Below are 17588 nucleotides of genomic sequence, written 5' to 3'. Positions count from 1 at the left end.
GCGGTGGCTCGGGGCGGCCGTGGCTCGGGGCGGCCGTGGCTCGGGGCGGCCGTGGCTCGGGGCGGCCGTGGCTCGGGGCGGCCGGGACGCAGGACGGCCGGGACGCAGGACGGCCGGGACGCAGGACGGCCGGGACGCAGGACGGCCGGGACCCGGGGCGCCGGTAACCCCTAACCGGCGAGGGGCAGTTCGGCCAGACGTACCGCCACGCGCTCATGCCGGTCGCCAAGTCGGTCGAGTTCACCGAGGAGTTCGGTGAGCCGCTGGACATGCCCGGGGGTGAGCCGGCCGGAGTCGTCGAGGTGGACGGCACACGCGGTGGTCGTGTCGACGAGCCCTTCCAGCACGGCGACGATCTCCTCGGCACCCTCCGAGTGCCGTGCGAGCGGGGGGAGTTCGGCGGCGGCGAGGGCGAGAGCGGTACGGGCCTCGGCCAGCGCGCGATAGGCCTCGCGACGGAGGGTCCAGCGGAGCGGGCGGGAGTCCTCGGGACGGGTCTCCCCCAGAGCGTCTGCCTCCCGCAGGACATGCGCGAGGTACGCCTCCGCCGCCCCGCCCGCCGCGGCCACCCGCGCCCGCACTCCCCCGCCCCGCTGCCCCGGCATCGGCAGATGCCCCACGAGCAGCACGATCGCGCAGGCGAGCAGCGTCTCGGTGATCCGGCCTGCGGAGGCCTGCGGCTCACCGCCGACCATGACGAGCGCCAGGACGAGGACCGTGACGACGGCGGTCTGTGCGGCGAAGTGCCGGGTGGCCACGGGGATGAGCGCCCCGCAGACGGCGACGAGCGCGATGAGCCCCTCGGGGCGCGGCAGCACGAGCGCGAACCCGGCGAAGACCAGCGCCCCCAGCACGGTCCCCGCCGCCCGGCACAGCACCCGGGAGACGAGCGGCCCGAGGTCGGGCTTGACGAGGAAGACGGCGGTTGCGGGCAGCCAGTACCAGTGCTCGTGCTCGCCGTACCAGTGGGAGTGGTGCAGCGCCTGCGCGACGCCGACGCTGGCCCCGAAGCACAGGGCGACCCGCAGCCCGTACTCCCGCCCGCCGGCCCCGAATACGGACCGCAGCAGATCCCGCCCGCTGAGCCGGCGTGTGTGCAGATCGCCGCCCCGCCCCTGGTCGAAGGCCTCGGCGGCCCGCAGCAACGCGTCGTCGAGCGCACGCAGTGCGGGCGCCGACCGGCTGGGCGCGGGCAGCGGCCCGGTGTGCGTGTTCTCCCGTACGGCGACGGCGAGCCGCCGGGGTCCCGCGGAGGCCCGCCCGGGCACCGCCTCCCCGGCCCAGGCGAGCGCGGTCGCGGCCTCGGCGAGGGGCAGCGCGGCGGCGTACTGCGCGTGCAGCCGCCGCTCGGCGGAGGAGCTGGCGTACCGCCGCAGCCGGGGCCCGGTGAGCGCGTCCTGCGCGTGGTCGAGAGCGGCGGTGAGCGCGACACGGCGCGAGGTGGCGCTCTCGGTGCCCACGGCGTCGAGGAGCGCGGCGACGGCGTCGTACACCCCGGCGACGGCCGCCCGCTCCCCGTCGAACCGGAAGTCCCCGGCGATGGCGCCCGGGGTGGGCAGCACCAGCCGCAGCGCGAGCAGCCAGCAGGCCCCGCCGAGATAGCAGACGGCCCGCAGCCACCCCTCCTCCGGCAACGGCATCCCGGCCCCGATCGCGGAGGCGACGAGCAACTGGGTACCGGCCCCGGAGGCGACGGGCCCGACGGCGCTGATGCCGCCGGCGACCAGCCCGACGAGGGTGAGCAGAACCGTGAGGGTCACGGCCCCCATGGCCTCCCCCGCATAGGTCCCGACGACCATCCCGACCGCCCCCGCGAGCGCCGGCGCCCCGATCCGCTTGACGGACACCCGCCTGCTGCCCGGCCGGTCGTTGATCCCGGCCAACATGGCGGCGATGGCGGCGACGACCCCGAGAGAAGTGCGGTCGGCGAGCACTCCGGCAAGCAGAACGGGCCCGGCGGACAGGGCTCCCCGCACCACGGCGTTCCAGGGAATCGGCCCGCGCTGGGCACGGAGAGCGTGCGCGAGCCAGGGCGGTAGGTGCATCCGTACGGCGGGGCGGGACACAGGGCTCCTGTCGTCTGGGGAGGCGGGGTGTGCCTACGGGCGACGGTGGCCGGGCGTTGGTCTGTGCTCTCCACGGTAGATCCCGTTCCTGGACGGGTCGGGACGGTTGTGTTACTCGCGTGTGACGATGCGTGCAGAAGCCACGTTCTTTATGAACTCAACCCGGAAACCCGGTCCGCCGACGCCTCTACGACCGCTCGGCCCACCGAGTCGAACAGCGCCCGCACCTCCGCGACCGCGCGGACTGCGGAGCCGGGTGCCGCCGTCAAGGACTCGACCACCCGGTCGACTCCCCGAAGTCCGGCCCGCTCCAGCAACCGCTTCTCGTTCGTCACCCACTCCCCCCGCGCGGCCAGCACGGAGTGCCCCATCTGTACGGCGGCCGTGGCGAGGGCGCCGGCGGTCTCGGTGAGTCGGCCGGCCGGGGCGTGGTTGACCTCGGCGTAGGCGAGGGTGAGGTGGGCGGTGTCGCGCCAGCGGGTGGCGGCGGAGGCGCGGAGCTTGACCGGATAGCTCGCCGGATGCGGCAGATCACCCCTCAGGACCCGGTTGATCGCGAGTTCGGCCACGAGCAGGTAGGTGGGAATTCCCGCGAGGTGGAACATCAACGGCTCCACCCGGAACCGCCCCTCCTCCGCCTCCGCCAACTCCCGTTCCACCACGCCGAGATCGCGGTAGTGGACGTCGACCCGCCGCCCGTCGATCGTCAGCCACGCCCCACCGTTGAAGACACCGCCGCCCCAGCCGCCGATCTCCGAGACCTCGCCCGTCCAGCCGACCGCGCGGAGATCGGCGGGGTCGAAGTCGCCCCGGTAGTAGACCGCCAGGTCCCAGTCGCTGTCGGGGCCTTCGGTGCCCTGGGCACGGGATCCACCGAGGGCCACCGCCCGGACGGTGGGGAGAGCCGCCAGGCGGTCGGCGGTCATGGCGAGGAAGGCGGAATCGGAGGACGTCGACATGAGCGAAGCGTACGAAGCCGCGTGAACGTGCCGCCACACGATTACGCGCCGGTCGCCACCCCGAAGTCCGCCCCCGAGATACCCCCGAGCCCTTCCGCGATCCGCAGCAACGGCCCCCGCAGCGCGGCCAGTTCGGCGCGCATGGCCTCCGCCTCCGGCCAGGCCGTCTCGTGGTCGAGCGGGGCGGTGTCGGCGGGGCGGCGGGCCTCGTGAGCGGTGAGACGGGGGTGCCAGGTGGTGGTGAAGGGGCGGATGGTGTCGTTGATCAGGGTGTACGCGAGACTCTGCACCGTCGGTCCGACGCCGCCCCGCTCCAGGTCGACGCTGTACGTGTGAAGCGTCTCGCGCGTGAAGTCGATCAGGGACTTGAGGGACGTCAGAGCCTCTCGCAGGCTTCCCGCTCCCGGCGCCAGCTCCTGCACACCGATCCGTGTGACCAGCTCGACCTGGATGTCGAAGGCGGCCATGCGTTCGGACTCACTGGGTGCTGCCATGGGTGCCTCCCTGCGGCCACCGGGAAAGGCCAGCGTAACGGGCCCGCGGCCACCGCACAGCGTGCGCAGCACGGCATGACGCAGCGCCTCGGTGCGGGCCGGGGCCGGGTCGTGCTGGTGCCAGGAGTGCACGGTGACCGGGTGCAGAGACCACTGCTCGTCAGCGGCAGAGTTCAGCAGGCTGCGGGCGCGCAGCTCGCGGACGCCGTTCGCCGCCCGTCGCCCTGCGACGGCCTGGGGGACGCGGTCGGCGGCGGCCAGCACCCGGGCCGCGTCGTCGGTGGTCAGCGGCAGCGGGTGGAGGGCGACCGCGCAACGCAGGACGTCGGCGGTGTCCCGGGTGTCCACGTCCCGTACGACGCCGCCCGTCACGTCGTGGCCCGCGAGCGTGTCGAGGAGGGATCTGCCCCGGGCGTGCAGCCGGTCGTAGAGCCCCGCCGGGCGGTCCCCGGCACGGACCGCCCGTCCCAGCAGGCCGAGGGCCAGGGGGTGGCCGCCCATCGCCTCGGCGAGCGCGTCGTCGCCGGCCAGCACGCGTGCGTGTGCCGAGTCGAGCGGTCCCAGGTCGATCGGTGTGCCGAGACCGTCGTAGGAACGGCTGCGGAGCGTGAAGAGGCTGTGGCCGAGCGGATGGGGTGCCGCCGTCGCGGCGATCTCGCGTGCCGTGGGCCGGCCTGCGGCGACGGCGTCGACGATCCAGAGGAAGGGTTCGCCGAGCGCGTCGAAGTGCTCGAAGAGGTCATCCGCGCCGAGAGCACGCACCGATTCGTTGTATGCCTCTCCGTTCACCCAGTACACGCCCCCGGGATACGCGGCCTCGAACCGAAGGGCGTACTCCTGGGCGAGCAGGGTCTTGCCGATGCCCGCCATGCCGCGGATCTGCACGGCGTGCGCGGCGGCGCGGCCGGTGACGAGCGGGGCCGTGTGCGCGTGCAGGGCGGAGTGCACCTGCCAGAGCTCGGAGAGCCGGCCGAGGAACTCGGGGCGCGGTCGCGGGGCGCCCAGCATCCAGCGCCGCACGCGGGGTTCCGCCAGGGTCATGGGGCCGGAGATCCCGGCCACGTGCGCACGTACGTCCGCCACGAGCGCGGCGAGGTCCTCGGACGTGGCGTGTCTGGCGTCCCGCAGTTCCACGGGGTGGATGTGGCCGGTTCCCCGCTCGGGGTTCACCACCATGACGCGGCGGCGCGGGTCGCCCTCGCCAAGTCCCGCCAGATAGGCGGCGGTCAGCTCCCAGCGGCAGGCCTCGCGCTCGGGATAGCCGGTGGAGTAGAACGCCAGGAGAGCCTTGGAGCGGGCCAGTTCGCGGCGGATGGTGTCACTGATGCCGGTGAAGGACGCGACACCCGTCTCGTCCGTGAACACCTCCAGGCCGCCGTCGCGCAGCGCCCGCGCGAGCCGTCGGACCTGCTCCACGTCATTGCGGCTGTAGCTGAGGAATACGTCCCACACGACGGCTTACCCTACTGTGGGTACCGGGGAGGGTGATCATGGCAGAGAGACCACGCAGGCGGCGTCGGCGAGGCGGACCGGCGCAGATCACGGCCAAGTTGGCGATACCGTTCGTCGGCGAGATCTCCGGCACCTGGGAGCCGGCCGACGCGGAACGCGGTGCGGCCTGGGAGCTGTACCTGGAGCTGGTCACGCGCGTGTCCGTCCAGGAACTCGATCCCGAGGACGGGTTCCTGCGTGAGGCGCTGTCGTCCTTCTACAGCTTCTTCAACACCACGCGTGAGATCCTCCATCGCTACGGCCCCGACGTGGCCCCGCCCCTGGCCCCCGGCCACGTCAGCTTCGGCGTCCTCGCGGTGACGGTCCTCAACCGGGTCCTGAGGCCGCTGCTCGCCAAGTGGCACCCCCGCCTCGCGGCGTACGAGTCCGGGCGGCCGCCCGGCCGGGACCCGGTGGCGCACGAACGGCAGTGGGAGCATGCGGAGGCCTTGCGCACGGAGATCGCGGCCGTACGCCAGACCCTGGTGTCCCTGGCGCGGACCTTGCAGAAGGTGGCGGACGTCAGTGACCTGATCGACCTCCCGACGCCTCATCCACCCCGGGCTTCGGGAACGGATCCGAGCACCCCCCCCCCGCAGGTCAGAGAGGATTCTGACGGTCCGGAGGCCTGAACAGGGTCCTCACCGCCGGAGCCTCGTGCCGCACAGCCGCGCGAACGCCGTCCTTCGCCCCAGGAGCCCACGTGATCCAGCGTGTCACCGCACCGGCGCTCTTTCCGCCGCCGACCTACTCGCACGCCTCCGTCGTCGAGGCCGGCACGAAGCTCGCGTTTCTCGCCGGGTCCGTGCCGTTGGACGCGGAGGGCAATCTCGTCGGTGAAGGGGATCCGGCGCGGCAGGCCGAGCAGGTGATCGCCAATCTCAGGGCGCAACTGCACGCCGTCGGCAGCGACTTGGAGCATGTGCTGGCGACCGACGTGCACGTCGTGAGCAGCGAGCCCGCGGTGCTGTCCACCGTGTGGGAGGTGGTGGAGGCGTCCGGGCTGAGCACCGGTCCGCACTCCTCGACGCTCATCGGGGTCGCCTGTCTCGGGTACACCGGCCAGTTGGTGGAGATCACGGCGACGGCCGTGGTGCCGGAGGTGGCGGCGAGGTGAGACTGGGTCGCGGAGACAACGACCGTTTCATCGTGGCTTCGTCGAGGCGGAACGCACCGACGGCAGCGGCAACGAGGAGCGGGAGCCGGAGGTGCGGTACGTCGGGCTCCCCTGAGGGTCACCCCGCGGCCGGCGGTCCCCACACGCGCCGCTTCGGCACCGGTCGTGCGTAGCCTCCCGCCCGGCTGGTGCTGAGCCCCAGCCCCACCAACGACTCCGCCAGCTTCACCGCCGCCCCCACCCCGTCGACGACGGGAAGCCCCAGCTTCTCCCCCACCGTCCGCTGCAGCCCGGTCATCCCCGCGCACCCCAGCACCAGCACCTCGGCGCCTGCCTCCCGCACCCGCTCGGCCGCCGCCAGGAACGCCGCCTCCGTGCGGTCGGCGTCGCCCAGGTCGAGCACGCCCAGCCCCGTCCCGACGACGGCCGCGCAGTTGCGCCCCACCCCCGCCAGCTCCAGGCTGTCCTCGATCTGCCCGCAGGACCGTTCCAGCGTGGTGACGACCCCGTAGCGCCGGCCGAGCAGACAGGCGAGGTGCGCAGCGGCCTCGGTGATGTCGACGACCGGTACGTCCACCAGCTCCCGGACGCCCTCCCTCCCGTGCTCGCCGAACCCGGCCATGACGACGGCGTCGTAGGAAGGGCCCTCGTAGGTGCGCAGCAGGTCGATGACGGCCGCCGCGGAGAGGTAGCTGTCGAGCCAGCCCTCCGCGGACTCGGGGCCCCAGGCGGGGGTGAGCCCGAGCACGGTGGTGCCCGGGCCTGCCGCGGCCCGGGCACCTCGTACGATCTCCTCGGTCATCTCCTGCGTGGTGTTGCAGTTGGTGACGACGATCCGCACGTCTCTCAGACCTCCACTGCCTCGGGGACGTCACGAGCGGCTCGCTCGCTCCGGCACAGCAGCGCGTACAGGCCGGCCGCCAGGGCCGTACCGATGAACCAGGAGTACGGGGCCACGTCGCTGAACGTCTTCACCAGGGCGAGGACACCGGCGACTGCGGCCGCGGGCAGGAACGCCCACAGCGCTTTCGGGTTGACGCCCTTGCGGTAGTAGTAGCGGGAGCCGGGCTCGGCCTTGAACAGTTCCTCGACGTCCACGCGGCCCTTCTTGACCCAGTAGTAGTCGAGCATGATCACGCCGAACAGCGGGCCGAGGAAGGCGCCGAGGCCGCCGAGGAAGTAGTTGACGACCGTGGGGTTGGAGAAGAGGTTCCACGGGGTCACGACCAGCGCGGCGACCGTGCTGATCATGCCGCCGATCTTGAAGGTGATCTTCTGCGGCCAGACGTTGGCGAGGTCGTACGCCGGTGAGACGAAGTTGGCGACGATGTTGACGCCCATGGTGGCGACGGCGAAGGTGAGCGCGCCAAGGACCATCACCCAGGTGTTGCCGACCTTGGCGACCAGCTCGGCCGGGTCGGTGATGGCCTGGCCCCAGACCTCCAGCGAACCCGCGGTGACGATCACGGAGACGACCACGAAGGCCGTGGAGTTGATGGGCAGGCCCCAGAAGTTGCCGCGGCGGACGGTCTTGTAGTCCGGCGCGAAGCGGGAGAAGTCGCAGAAGTTGAGCATCAGCGTGCCGTAGGTGGCGAGGATCAGGCCGATCGCGCCGAACCACTGCCGCCACTGCTCGCCGACCGAGACCGGGTGCGGGGTGGTGGTGAGCGAGATGCTCCAGCCGGCCTTGGCCAGCACCCAGACCGCCAGCGCGATCATGACGAGCCAGATCGCCGGGCCGCAGAAGTCCTGGAACTTCCTGACCGACTCCATGCCCTGGCTGATGATCAGCGCCTGGATCAGCCACAGCGAGAGGAAGGAGACCCAGCCGAGCGCGTCAAGTCCGAGGAACGAGCTGTGCGTCCAGGACTCCAGGCCCGGCCAGGCGGCCAGCAGCATCACGTTGACCGCGACGGAGGCGAGGTAGGTCTGGATGCCGTACCACATGATGGCGATCACGGCCCGGATCAGCGCCGGGATGTTGGCGCCCCACACACCGAAGCTGATGCGGCTGACCACGGGGAACGGCACGCCGTGACGCTGGCCGATCTTCCCCATCCAGTTCATGCCGACGTAGATGAGCACGAAGCCGACGAGCAGGGACGTGAAGACCTGCCAGACGTTCATGCCGAGGACCAGCAGACCGGCCGCGAAGGTGTAGTTGCCCAGGTTGTGGACGTCGGACATCCACATGGCGAAGAGGTCGAAGACCTTCCAGTTCCGCTTGCCGGCGGGCGCCAGGTCTTCGTTGGTGAGCCGGGGATCGGGGACGAACGCTGGTGTGCCGGTGGCTTCGGCACGGTCGGCGAGGGACACAGGGCCTCCAAGGACGGGGACAGGAGGAGGATGGTGGCCGCCTGGCATCCAGTTTTGGTATACCAAACTGCCGACATGGTCCCGCCGTCAAGAGTTCCGACCGATGTCGCGTTCGTTAAGGCTCCGTAAAACGCCTCCGGCGTCAACGACGGCTCCCGGCGTCGGAGAAGATGACTCCATGAGCTCCACGACGAACACCGAGCCTCTCGGGGCCATCCGCGAACGCGTCCTGGCCACCCTGCGGCAGGAGATCATCGCGGGCGGGCTGCGCCCGGGGGACCGGCTGGTCGAGCGGGAGCTCGCCGACCGCTTCGGGGTCTCCCGGGTACCGGTCCGTGAGGCGATCCGCGCGCTGGTCGCCGAGGGTTTCGTCCACTTCGAGACGCCGCGCCGGACCGTGGTACGGCGACTGACCCCGAACGACGTCAAGGAGCTCTTCGAGCTGCGCGAGGCGTTGGAGGTCTACGCCGCCGGCCTCGCCGCGTCACGAGCCACCCCGGAGGACCTCGCCGAGGTCGAACGGCTCCTCGACCTCGCGGCGACCGCGACCGAGGCGGGCGACGCGGAGACCATCACGGACGTCAACAGCCGTCTGCACGACAGCATCGTGGCCATGGCCCGCAACACACTGCTGGTCGAAGCCCTCGAACCGGTTGCGGGCCGACTGCGCTGGATGACCCGGCGGAACGAGGAGTGGCCCCAACTCCTCGTCGAACACCGGGACTTGTACGAGGCCATCGCCTCCGGCGACCCGGACCGGGCCCGCGCGCACGCCCTCGCGCATGTGCGGACCAACTACGAGTCGACGGTGCGGCAGTTGTTCGGGGACTCGGGCGGGACGGTCTGACGGGCCGCCGATCGGGCGTACTTGTCCGTCGCGGTCACCATCGCGTCGACCACCCCCGGGGCCCCGGCGTTGTGCCCGACCTCGTCGATCACCGTCAACTCGCTGCCCGGCCAGGCGTGATGAAGCCGCCACACGATACCGAGGAGGTTGCCGAAGTCGAGGCTGCCCTGGACGAGGGTGCCGGGGATGTCCTTCAGCTGTGGTGCGTCGCGAAGCACGACACCGTCCTCGTCGAGGAAGTGGCCGTTGCCCCAGTAGTGGGTGACGGTACGGGCGAAGCCCAGGCGGAACTCCGGGTCCTCGAAGCGCTCGACCGACCTGGGCGGCGCGGGAATGGTTGCCGTCTCCCAGTCCGTCCAGGCCCGCGCCGCCCGCTCGCGCACCCCGGGGTCGGGTGATTCGAGCAACCGGTTGTAGGCGGCGGCGAGGTTCCCGTCCCGTTCGTCGAGGGGCAACTCGCCGACGAACCGCTCGAAGGCTTCAGGGAAGATGTTCCCAAGTCCCCTGGTGAGCAGAGCTACTTCGGCATCGGAACCGGTCGCGACAGCCGTGAGCACGATCTCCGTGACGACCTCCGGATGTGTCTGCGCGTACCGCAGCCCCAGCACCGACCCGAACGACAGACCCCACACCAGCCACCGCTCGATCCCCAGATGCCGTCGCAACAGCTCGAGGTCCGCGAGGAGATGAGGCAACGTGTTGACGCTCATGTCGGTGTCGTACGCGCTCGCATGCGGCCGCGACCGCCCGGCACCGCGCTGGTCGAACAGCACGATCCGGTACGCGGCCGGATCGAACAGCCGCCGCACCCACGGGCTACAGCCGGACCCGGGCCCACCGTGCAGCACCACAGCCGGCTTGCCGTCCGGATTCCCGCAGGTCTCCCAGTACACACGGTTGCCGTCGCCGACGCCGAGCATGCCGTGGTCGTACGGTTCGATCTCCGGGTAAAGAGGCATCCGGCGACCCTAACCGTCGTACGGCGACCTCGTCGCACCATTTTTCACGCCGTACGACCGCTCCCGTGCAGCCCCGCCGCCTCCGCCGCCGTGCCCAGCACCTCCCGCAGCATCTCCGGCGTGAGCCTGCCCGTGAAGGTGTTGCGCTGGCTGACGTGGAAGCAGCCGAAGAGTTCGAGGCCGTCGAGCGGGACGCGCACTCCGTGTCCGAAGGCGGGCCGTGGCCGGGGGACGTTCCAGCCCGCCTCCGCGAAGACGGGCAGCGCGGCCTGCCAGCCGAAGGCGCCGAGCACGACCACGGAACGCAGCGTCGGCCGCAGCAGGTTCAGCTCCTGGACCAGCCAGGGCCGACAGGTGTCGCGCTCACCCGGGGTGGGCTTGTTGGCGGGCGGGGCGCAGTGCACCGGCGAGGTGATCCGCACGCCGTGCAGCTCAAGTCCGTCGTCCGCGGTCACGGCGGTGGGTTGCGAGGCGAGCCCGACGTCGTACAACGCCTGGTAGAGCACATCTCCGGAGCGGTCGCCGGTGAACATCCGCCCGGTACGGTTCCCGCCGTGCGCGGCCGGTGCCAGCCCGACGATCAGCATCCGCGCGTCCGCCGGCCCGAACCCGGGCACCGGGCGCCCCCAGTACGTCCAGTCCGCGAAGGCGGCCCGCTTGGTACGGGCCACCTCCTCACGCCAGTCGACGAGCCGGGGGCAGGCACGGCAGCCCGCGATCCGGCGGTCGAGATCGTCGAGGGCGTCCATGGCTCCACCGTACGGCTCCGGCGGGGTGGCCCGGCGTCGTCGGGCTCCCCGGGAAAACCCGCCGGAGGCGCACGGTCACCCGTACTAAGGTCGGGGCATGGCAGTGGAGCGTACGGACGACGACGAGACGGGTGGGGCGAGCACGGCCGGCCCGACGAGCGACGGGCCCGAGGCGCCGGACCCGAAGATCGCCGCCGCCGTAGCCGCCGCGGAGGCCGCCGGGCCGCAGAACGGTGAGACCGTGCGGGTCGACAGCTGGATCTGGTCCGTACGCCTGGCCAAGACCCGTTCCGCGGGAGCCACCGCCTGCCGGGGCGGGCATGTGCAGGTGAACGGCGAGCGGGTGAAGCCCGCCCACTCCCTTCGTGTCGGCGACGAGGTCCGTGTCCGCCAGGAGGGCCGGGAGCGGATCGTCGTCGTCAAGCGCCTGATCCGCAAGCGCGTCGGCGCCCCCGTGGCCGTCCAGTGCTATGTCGACAACTCTCCCCCGCCCCCGCCCCGCGAGGCCTTCGCCCCCGCCGGCATCCGCGACCGCGGCGCCGGCCGCCCGACCAAGCGCGACCGCCGCGAACTGGAACGCCTGCGCGGCCTCACGGAAGGCGGCAACCGGGGTCGCTTCAGCGGTCCGGGCGGCCCCGGCGGCGCGAGTGAGCCCACCGGCTCGGACACCCCTGAGAACTCCGGCAGGGCACATCGACCGGACAGGGGCGGGAACTCGGACCGGACCAGACGCTCAGGCTGAGCCACGGCCACCGCGGTGAGGCCGGCCCCCTCCCGAAGGGCAGGGCACCGGCCTCACCGCGGTGGCCGTGGAGCCGCTCTCCTCACGCCCGTCGTCGCACCAGCCGCAGCAGGTCGGCGTTGTGCCCGCGCCGGGCCCAGGCGATCAGGGCGAGCGGGATGATCAGGATCAGCGGGGTCGCCGCGTTCTCCCCGTCGAAGTAGGTGAGCTGGACGATGAACGCGCCGACCATCAGCCCGCTCAGCGCCAGGGCCGCCAGCGACTGCAGCACCGGGATCAACAGGGCGATCCCACCGGCCAGTTCGAGCACGCCGATGGTGTACATCCCCGCGCTGCCCCAGCCCATCTTGTCGAAGCCCTCGGCGGCCGAGGGGTGCGCGATCAGCTTGGGCAGCGCGCTCGCGATCACGTAGAAGAGGGCGAGCACGACCTGCAGGGTGCGCAGGGCGATCCGGGCCCGACGGCCGCGGGGCGTCGAGGACTCGGCGATGACGGGGGAAGCGGCGGTGCGGGTGACGGGGACGGTGGTCTCGGACATCAGGTCTCCTGGGGGAAGCGGTCCGTGGTGCTGTCGGAGAGGTAGACCCGCCCCCGCTCCGGAACTCATCGCCGCCCCGCGACGGATTTCCCCGCTACACCCGCTGCAGCGGAAACCACCCGTGCCCGATGTACCAATGGCGGCCGGCCCGCAGGTGGTCCCCGACGGCCCGTTCCATCACCGTCCGCCGCGGCAGGCTCTCCACCGGCAACTCCCTGTCCCCGAACACGAACTGCACCGGCTCGGTGTCATCCGGCTCCGGGTCCTCGGGTGCCAGCCGGAACCGCTCCTGGAACCGCACGATGTTGGAGTCCGCGGGCAGATACTCCTTCAACTGCGGGTCGAGCAGCCAGGAATGGCACAGCGCGGCCCGGTACGGCTCCTCCGCGAAGTGCCGGGTGAAGAACTCCTCGGCCAGGGCCAGCGAGCGCTCGCAGGCGGCCGGTGAGAGCGGGCCGAGGAACTCGGGGATGTGCAGGCTCAGACAGCGTGTCCCGGAGGGGAGGTCCAGTCCGGCCGCGCCGAGCGACCGTCTGTTCCACGGCCCGAACCGCGTCCGCTCGAACTGGAGCCGCCCCAACTGGTACAGCTCGCCCCGGAAATGGCGGGTCAGCCAGCGCGGTGAGTGCACACCCGCCCGGCCGTACCGCCTGCGGTGGATGGCCATGTTCCGCCCGAGGTCGGCGAGGGTGCGCCGGGTGACGTCGGCCGGGATGCCGTGCGCGCGGTGGTACGCGTACGTGTGGGGCAACGTCGCCACGAACACGTAGACGGGGAAGCAGCGCTGGAGGGCGCCGGCCGGCCAGTCGAGGTCGGGCAGGACGACCGGGTCGTCGGCCCGCCCCATGTCCCGGACCAGTTCGTCGACGGAGTGCTCGAGGAACCGCCGCAGCTCGGGGTCGTCCATGACCCGTCGGCCCATCCGTACGAGCTCGTTGACGTCCTCGTGCGGCACGGCGAGTTCGACCAGCACCTCGGCCAGTTCGTCGGCGTCCGGAAGCACGCGGTGACCTCCTGTTCGACCCTTTGGTCAACGTCCGCTCCGAAGAGTACGTTGCAAGGAGGAGTAGTGATCCCGATGCGTACGGGCAGTGAGCCGACGACAGCGCGCAGTGCACTGCGGGCGCGGTTCTGGCTGAGCCTGTGGGGGCTGCTCTGGGCCGTTTTCGGCACAGCCGCGTTCGCGCTGGCGGGACGGCCGGGATGGGCCCTCGCCTGCGGAGTGCTGTGGCTGGTGATCACCGTGGACATGGCCCTGATCCTCCGGCACATCCGCCAGGGCCCGCACTACCAGCCGGGCCCCGGCATCCCGCCGTACCGGCCACCGGAGAACCGCCACCGGTAGCCGAAGCTCACGCGAGCCCCAAGGAAGCTGACACAAGCACTCAGGAGTCGAACCGCGCCGCCTTCAGGAACTCCGGCTTCGGGTCCAGCGCCGCCGCCAGCCGGAAGTGCCGCCTGGCCTGGTCGGGCCGCCCCTGTCGCTCATAGGTGCGGGCGAGCGCGAAGTGGGCGAAGGCGTTGTCCGGCTCGCGCTCCAGGACGATGGTGAACTCCAGTTCGGCGGGCCGCAGTTGCGCGGCCGCGAAGAAGGCACGCGCGCGCAGCAGCCGGGCCGCGGTGTTCTCCGGGTGGGCGGCGATGACGGAGTCGAGCAACTTCACCGCGCCTCGCGGGTCCCGCGCGGTGAGCAACTGCTCCGCCGCGCGGAAGTCGATGACATGCGTCTCCGGAGTACGTCCGGTCGATCCGCTGATCTCGGGCACGGCACAGTCCTTCCCTCACTGGAGGGGTTCAACGCCCGGACCGGGGGACGCTATTCCTGTGACGGCCGGGACGCGCGCGCCCGTCGTAGGAGATCGCTCCATACCTCCCGCACGCGTCGGCGCAGCTCATCGAGGGGTACGTCGTTGTCGATCACGACGTCCGCGATCTCCAGGCGCTTCTCGCGCGTCGCCTGGGCGGCCATACGCGCGCGTGCGTCCTGCTCGGTCATGCCGCGCAGTCCGACGAGCCGGTCGAGCTGGGTCTCGGGGCTCGCGTCGACGACGACCACGAGGTCGTAGAGCGCGGCGAGGGCGTTCTCCGCCAGGAGCGGCACGTCATGGACGACGACGGCGTCCTCGGCGGCGGCCGACTCGAGCTCGCGGGAGCGTGCGCCCACCAGAGGGTGCACGATCGAGTTCAGTACGGCGAGCTTCTCCGGGTCGGCGAACACGATCGAGCCCAGCTTGGGCCGGTCGAGACCGCCGTCCTCGGCGAGGATCTCCGTTCCGAAGGCCTCCACGACCGCGGCGAGGCCGGGCGTGCCCGGCGCCACGACCTCACGCGCGATACGGTCCGCGTCGATCAGCACGGCGCCCTGCTCCACGAGAAGCCGCGACACCTCACTCTTGCCGGCGCCGATACCGCCGGTCAGGCCCACCTTCAGCATGACCGGAAGCCTAGACGTTCGCCGTCTGGCGTCAGTTGTCGCCTTCCCGTTCCGCCAGGAAGCGCTCGAACTCCAGCCCGATCTCGTCCGCCGACGGAATGTCCACCGGCTCGGCGAGCATGTTGCCGCGCGTCTCCGCGCCCGCCGCCGCGTCGTACTGGTGCTCAAGGCCCTGCACCAGGGCGACCAGGTCCTCGTCGCCCTCCTGGATCTGGCGGTCGATCTCGGTCTGGGTGCGGTGCGCGTCGGTGCGCAGGGCGTGGGCGATGCCGGGCAGGACCAGGCCGGTGCCGGCCGTGATGGCCTCCAGGACGGTCAGGGCCGCGTCCGGGTAGGGCGAGCGCGCGATGTAGTGCGGCACGTGCGCCGCGACGCCCAGGACGTCGTGGCCGGCCTCCATGAGCCGGTACTCGACGAGGGCCTCGGCGCTGCCGGGCACCTGCGCCTCCTCGAAGGGGCTGCGGTGGCCGGGCACGAGGTCGTGCCGGTTGCCGTGCGGGGTGAGGCCCACCGGGCGGGTGTGCGGGACGCCCATGGGGATGCCGTGGAAGTTCACGGACAGCCGGACGCCGAGCCGCTCCACGATCTGCTGGACGGCCGCGGCGAAGCGCTCCCACTCCACGTCCGGCTCCGGGCCCGACAGCAGCAGGAAGGGCGCTCCGGTGGCGTCCTGGACGAGCCGCACGTCGATGGTGGGCTCTTCGTACTCCGTCCAGCGGTCGCGCTTGAAGGTGAGCAGCGGACGGCGGGCGCGGTAGTCCACGAGCCGGTCGTGGTCGAAACGGGCCACCACCTGGTTCGGCAGTGTGTCGAGCAGCCGGTCGACGATCTGGTCGCCGGTCTCGCCCGCGTCGATGTATCCGTCGAAGTGGTAGAGCATGACCAGGCCGGCCGACTCCTGGGCGAGCGCCATGTCAACAACGGCGAGGCCCTGAGGCTCCCATGCGTACAAACCCTGCGGATCAAGCACTGTGACCGCTCCTCCTCGTGTTCATACGCTTCAACACACCCTGAAACAGCGGCATTCCCACCCGGGCCCCTGATCAGCCCATCTCTTAACGGCTTTTCATGACGGAGGGCGGCATGAACCCCCTGGGGGCGCGGGGAACTGCGCGACCAGCCCCCACCGGCCGTCAGACAAAACACCGAGGGGCCGCACCTCGAAAGGTACGGCCCCTCAGTCAGGAGCTACTGCTCAGTGAGCGTTCAGCTCTGGCCACCAGCGAGCTTCTCGCGAAGCGCGGCAAGCGCCTCGTCCGACGCCAGCGCACCGGAGGTGTCCGCACCCTCGGAGGAGTACGAACCGCCACCCGCGGCCGGAGCCGCACCCGCGGCGTCGCCACCCTCGGCAGCGGCGGCAGCGTCGGCCTCGCGGCTCTTGATGACCTGCTGCTGGTGCTGCTCGAAGCGGGTCTGCGCCTCGGCGTACTGGTTCTCCCACACCTCACGCTGGGATTCGAAGCCCTCGAGCCAGTCGTTGGTCTCGGGGTCGAAGCCCTCGGGGTAGATGTAGTTGCCCTGGTCGTCGTAGGACGCGGCCATGCCGTACAGGGTCGGGTCGAACTCGACCGAGGCCGGGTCCGAACCGAAGGACTCGTTGGCCTGCTTCAGCGACAGCGAGATCCGGCGACGCTCGAGGTCGATGTCGATGACCTTGACGAAGATCTCGTCGTTGACCTGGACGACCTGCTCCGGGATCTCCACGTGGCGCTCGGCCAGCTCGGAGATGTGGACCAGACCCTCGATGCCCTCGTCCACGCGGACGAACGCACCGAACGGAACCAGCTTCGTGACCTTGCCGGGCACGACCTGGCCGATCTGGTGGGTCCGGGCGAACTGCTGCCACGGGTCTTCCTGGGTCGCCTTCAGCGACAGGGAGACACGCTCGCGGTCCATGTCGACGTCGAGGACCTCGACGGTGACTTCCTGGCCGACCTCGACAACCTCGGAGGGGTGGTCGATGTGCTTCCAGGAGAGCTCGGAGACGTGGACCAGACCGTCGACGCCACCCAGGTCCACGAAGGCACCGAAGTTGACGATCGAGGAGACCACACCGGAGCGGACCTGACCCTTCTGGAGGGTCGTGAGGAACGTCTGGCGGACCTCGGACTGGGTCTGCTCCAGCCAGGCACGGCGGGACAGGACCACGTTGTTGCGGTTCTTGTCCAGCTCGATGATCTTGGCCTCGAGCTCCTTGCCCACGTAGGGCTGGAGGTCGCGAACGCGGCGCATCTCGACCAGGGAGGCCGGGAGGAAGCCACGGAGGCCGATGTCGAGGATGAGACCACCCTTGACGACCTCGATGACGGTACCGGTGACGATGCCGTCCTCTTCCTTGATCTTCTCGATGGTGCCCCAGGCGCGCTCGTACTGGGCGCGCTTCTTCGAGAGGATCAGGCGGCCTTCCTTGTCCTCCTTCTGGAGGACCAGGGCCTCGATCTCGTCACCGACGGCGACGACCTCGTTGGGGTCGACGTCGTGCTTGATCGAGAGCTCACGGCTCGGGATGACACCTTCGGTCTTGTAACCGATGTCGAGGAGAACCTCGTCCCGGTCAACCTTGACGATGACGCCGTCGACGATGTCGCCATCGTTGAAGTACTTGATCGTCTCGTCGATAGCGGCGAGGAATGCTTCCTCGTTACCGATGTCGTTGACCGCAACCTGCGGGGTGGTGGCGGTGGTCTCGGTGCTGCTCGTCATGTGGGAAAGGGCTCCGGTACGGACATTGAAGTCGTAGGTACTGCTACGCCGGGAGCCCGTGATCGCTCTGAAGAAGCCGGACAGCCAAGGAAGCGCCACATTGGAAAAATCCGGTGGCGCCTCGAAAACCGAGGGGACATACAACAGATGCGAGCGCAGCCTGCTACGTCTGA

General features: G+C 71.0%; 18 protein-coding genes. 5 read left to right on the top strand and 13 right to left on the bottom strand.

Annotated features, from left to right (window positions below; translation table 11 throughout):
- Positions 1–170: 170 nt before the first annotated feature.
- The 3 genes from AB0D34_RS17165 to AB0D34_RS17155 form a co-directional block, all read right to left on the bottom strand.
- Complete coding sequence (locus AB0D34_RS17165; RefSeq protein WP_362662356.1) at positions 171–2045, bottom strand: FUSC family protein; 1875 nt, start codon at positions 2043–2045, stop codon at positions 171–173.
- 170 nt (positions 2046–2215) lie between these two features.
- On the bottom strand, positions 2216–3025 hold the full coding sequence (locus AB0D34_RS17160) for a nucleotidyltransferase domain-containing protein (protein ID WP_362662275.1): 810 nt from the start codon (positions 3023–3025) through the stop codon (positions 2216–2218).
- A gap of 41 nt (positions 3026–3066) precedes the next feature.
- On the bottom strand, positions 3067–4971 hold the full coding sequence (locus tag AB0D34_RS17155; protein ID WP_362662274.1) for a toll/interleukin-1 receptor domain-containing protein: 1905 nt from the start codon (positions 4969–4971) through the stop codon (positions 3067–3069).
- Positions 4972–5009: 38 nt separating this feature from the next.
- Here AB0D34_RS17155 and AB0D34_RS17150 point away from each other — a divergent pair, with 38 nt between their 5' ends.
- Both AB0D34_RS17150 and AB0D34_RS17145 read left to right on the top strand, forming a co-directional pair.
- Entirely contained in the window at positions 5010–5642 is a 633-nt protein-coding gene (locus AB0D34_RS17150; protein ID WP_362662272.1) for a hypothetical protein, read from the top strand.
- 71 nt (positions 5643–5713) lie between these two features.
- Positions 5714–6127: a RidA family protein gene (locus AB0D34_RS17145; protein WP_362662271.1), complete on the top strand. Its 414-nt coding sequence runs from the start codon at positions 5714–5716 to the stop codon at positions 6125–6127.
- A 118-nt stretch (positions 6128–6245) separates the two neighbouring features.
- Here the strand turns inward: AB0D34_RS17145 and AB0D34_RS17140 are convergent, their stop codons facing one another.
- Positions 6246–6968 carry an aspartate/glutamate racemase family protein gene (locus tag AB0D34_RS17140; protein ID WP_362662270.1) on the bottom strand — a complete coding sequence of 241 codons (723 nt, stop codon included), beginning with the start codon at positions 6966–6968 and terminating at the stop codon, positions 6246–6248.
- 5 nt (positions 6969–6973) lie between these two features.
- On the bottom strand, positions 6974–8443 hold the full coding sequence (locus tag AB0D34_RS17135) for an NCS1 family nucleobase:cation symporter-1 (RefSeq protein ID WP_362662268.1): 1470 nt from the start codon (positions 8441–8443) through the stop codon (positions 6974–6976).
- 178 nt (positions 8444–8621) lie between these two features.
- Here AB0D34_RS17135 and AB0D34_RS17130 point away from each other — a divergent pair, with 178 nt between their 5' ends.
- A complete protein-coding gene (locus AB0D34_RS17130; protein WP_362662267.1) occupies positions 8622–9290 on the top strand; it encodes a GntR family transcriptional regulator in 669 nt (222 codons plus the stop codon).
- On the opposite strand, the gene pip is transcribed toward AB0D34_RS17130, so the two are convergent.
- Together pip and AB0D34_RS17120 are read right to left on the bottom strand one after the other, a co-directional pair.
- The gene (gene pip, locus AB0D34_RS17125; protein ID WP_362662265.1) at positions 9239–10249 is read right to left on the bottom strand and encodes a prolyl aminopeptidase; all 1011 of its coding nucleotides are present in this window, start codon (positions 10247–10249) and stop codon (positions 9239–9241) included. The genes AB0D34_RS17130 and pip overlap by 52 nt on opposite strands.
- 44 nt (positions 10250–10293) lie before the next feature.
- Positions 10294–10998 (bottom strand): uracil-DNA glycosylase, encoded by a 705-nt coding sequence (locus tag AB0D34_RS17120; RefSeq protein WP_362662264.1) that lies wholly within the window; start codon positions 10996–10998, stop codon positions 10294–10296.
- 97 nt (positions 10999–11095) lie between these two features.
- Between AB0D34_RS17120 and AB0D34_RS17115 the strand changes: the two genes are divergently transcribed.
- The gene (locus AB0D34_RS17115) at positions 11096–11740 is read left to right on the top strand and encodes an RNA-binding S4 domain-containing protein (RefSeq protein ID WP_362662262.1); all 645 of its coding nucleotides are present in this window, start codon (positions 11096–11098) and stop codon (positions 11738–11740) included.
- An 82-nt stretch (positions 11741–11822) separates the two neighbouring features.
- Here AB0D34_RS17115 and AB0D34_RS17110 read toward each other — a convergent pair whose 3' ends face one another.
- Positions 11823–12278, bottom strand: a complete 456-nt coding sequence (locus tag AB0D34_RS17110) for a DoxX family protein (RefSeq protein ID WP_362662261.1) — start codon at positions 12276–12278, stop codon at positions 11823–11825.
- A gap of 94 nt (positions 12279–12372) precedes the next feature.
- Positions 12373–13281 (bottom strand): acyltransferase domain-containing protein, encoded by a 909-nt coding sequence (locus tag AB0D34_RS17105; protein WP_362662259.1) that lies wholly within the window; start codon positions 13279–13281, stop codon positions 12373–12375.
- 75 nt (positions 13282–13356) lie between these two features.
- On the opposite strand from AB0D34_RS17105, the gene AB0D34_RS17100 reads away from it, so the two are divergent.
- Positions 13357–13623 (top strand): DUF6343 family protein, encoded by a 267-nt coding sequence (locus tag AB0D34_RS17100; protein ID WP_362662258.1) that lies wholly within the window; start codon positions 13357–13359, stop codon positions 13621–13623.
- Between the two features lie 40 nt (positions 13624–13663).
- Here AB0D34_RS17100 and AB0D34_RS17095 read toward each other — a convergent pair whose 3' ends face one another.
- From AB0D34_RS17095 to rpsA, 4 genes are all read right to left on the bottom strand, one after another.
- A complete protein-coding gene (locus AB0D34_RS17095) occupies positions 13664–14044 on the bottom strand; it encodes a tetratricopeptide repeat protein (RefSeq protein ID WP_362662256.1) in 381 nt (126 codons plus the stop codon).
- A 50-nt stretch (positions 14045–14094) separates the two neighbouring features.
- The gene (coaE, locus tag AB0D34_RS17090) at positions 14095–14712 is read right to left on the bottom strand and encodes a dephospho-CoA kinase (RefSeq protein ID WP_362662255.1); all 618 of its coding nucleotides are present in this window, start codon (positions 14710–14712) and stop codon (positions 14095–14097) included.
- A gap of 31 nt (positions 14713–14743) precedes the next feature.
- The gene (locus AB0D34_RS17085; RefSeq protein WP_362662254.1) at positions 14744–15682 is read right to left on the bottom strand and encodes a PAC2 family protein; all 939 of its coding nucleotides are present in this window, start codon (positions 15680–15682) and stop codon (positions 14744–14746) included.
- A gap of 236 nt (positions 15683–15918) precedes the next feature.
- The gene (gene rpsA / locus AB0D34_RS17080; RefSeq protein ID WP_362662252.1) at positions 15919–17415 is read right to left on the bottom strand and encodes a 30S ribosomal protein S1; all 1497 of its coding nucleotides are present in this window, start codon (positions 17413–17415) and stop codon (positions 15919–15921) included.
- Positions 17416–17588 lie beyond the last annotated feature (173 nt).

Origin of the sequence: Streptomyces sp. NPDC048420 (assembly GCF_040651535.1) — a bacterium.
GTDB lineage: Bacteria > Actinomycetota > Actinomycetes > Streptomycetales > Streptomycetaceae > Streptomyces.
Note: the sequence above shows the minus strand (reverse complement) of the source record. Positions and strands in the feature narration are given on the sequence as shown.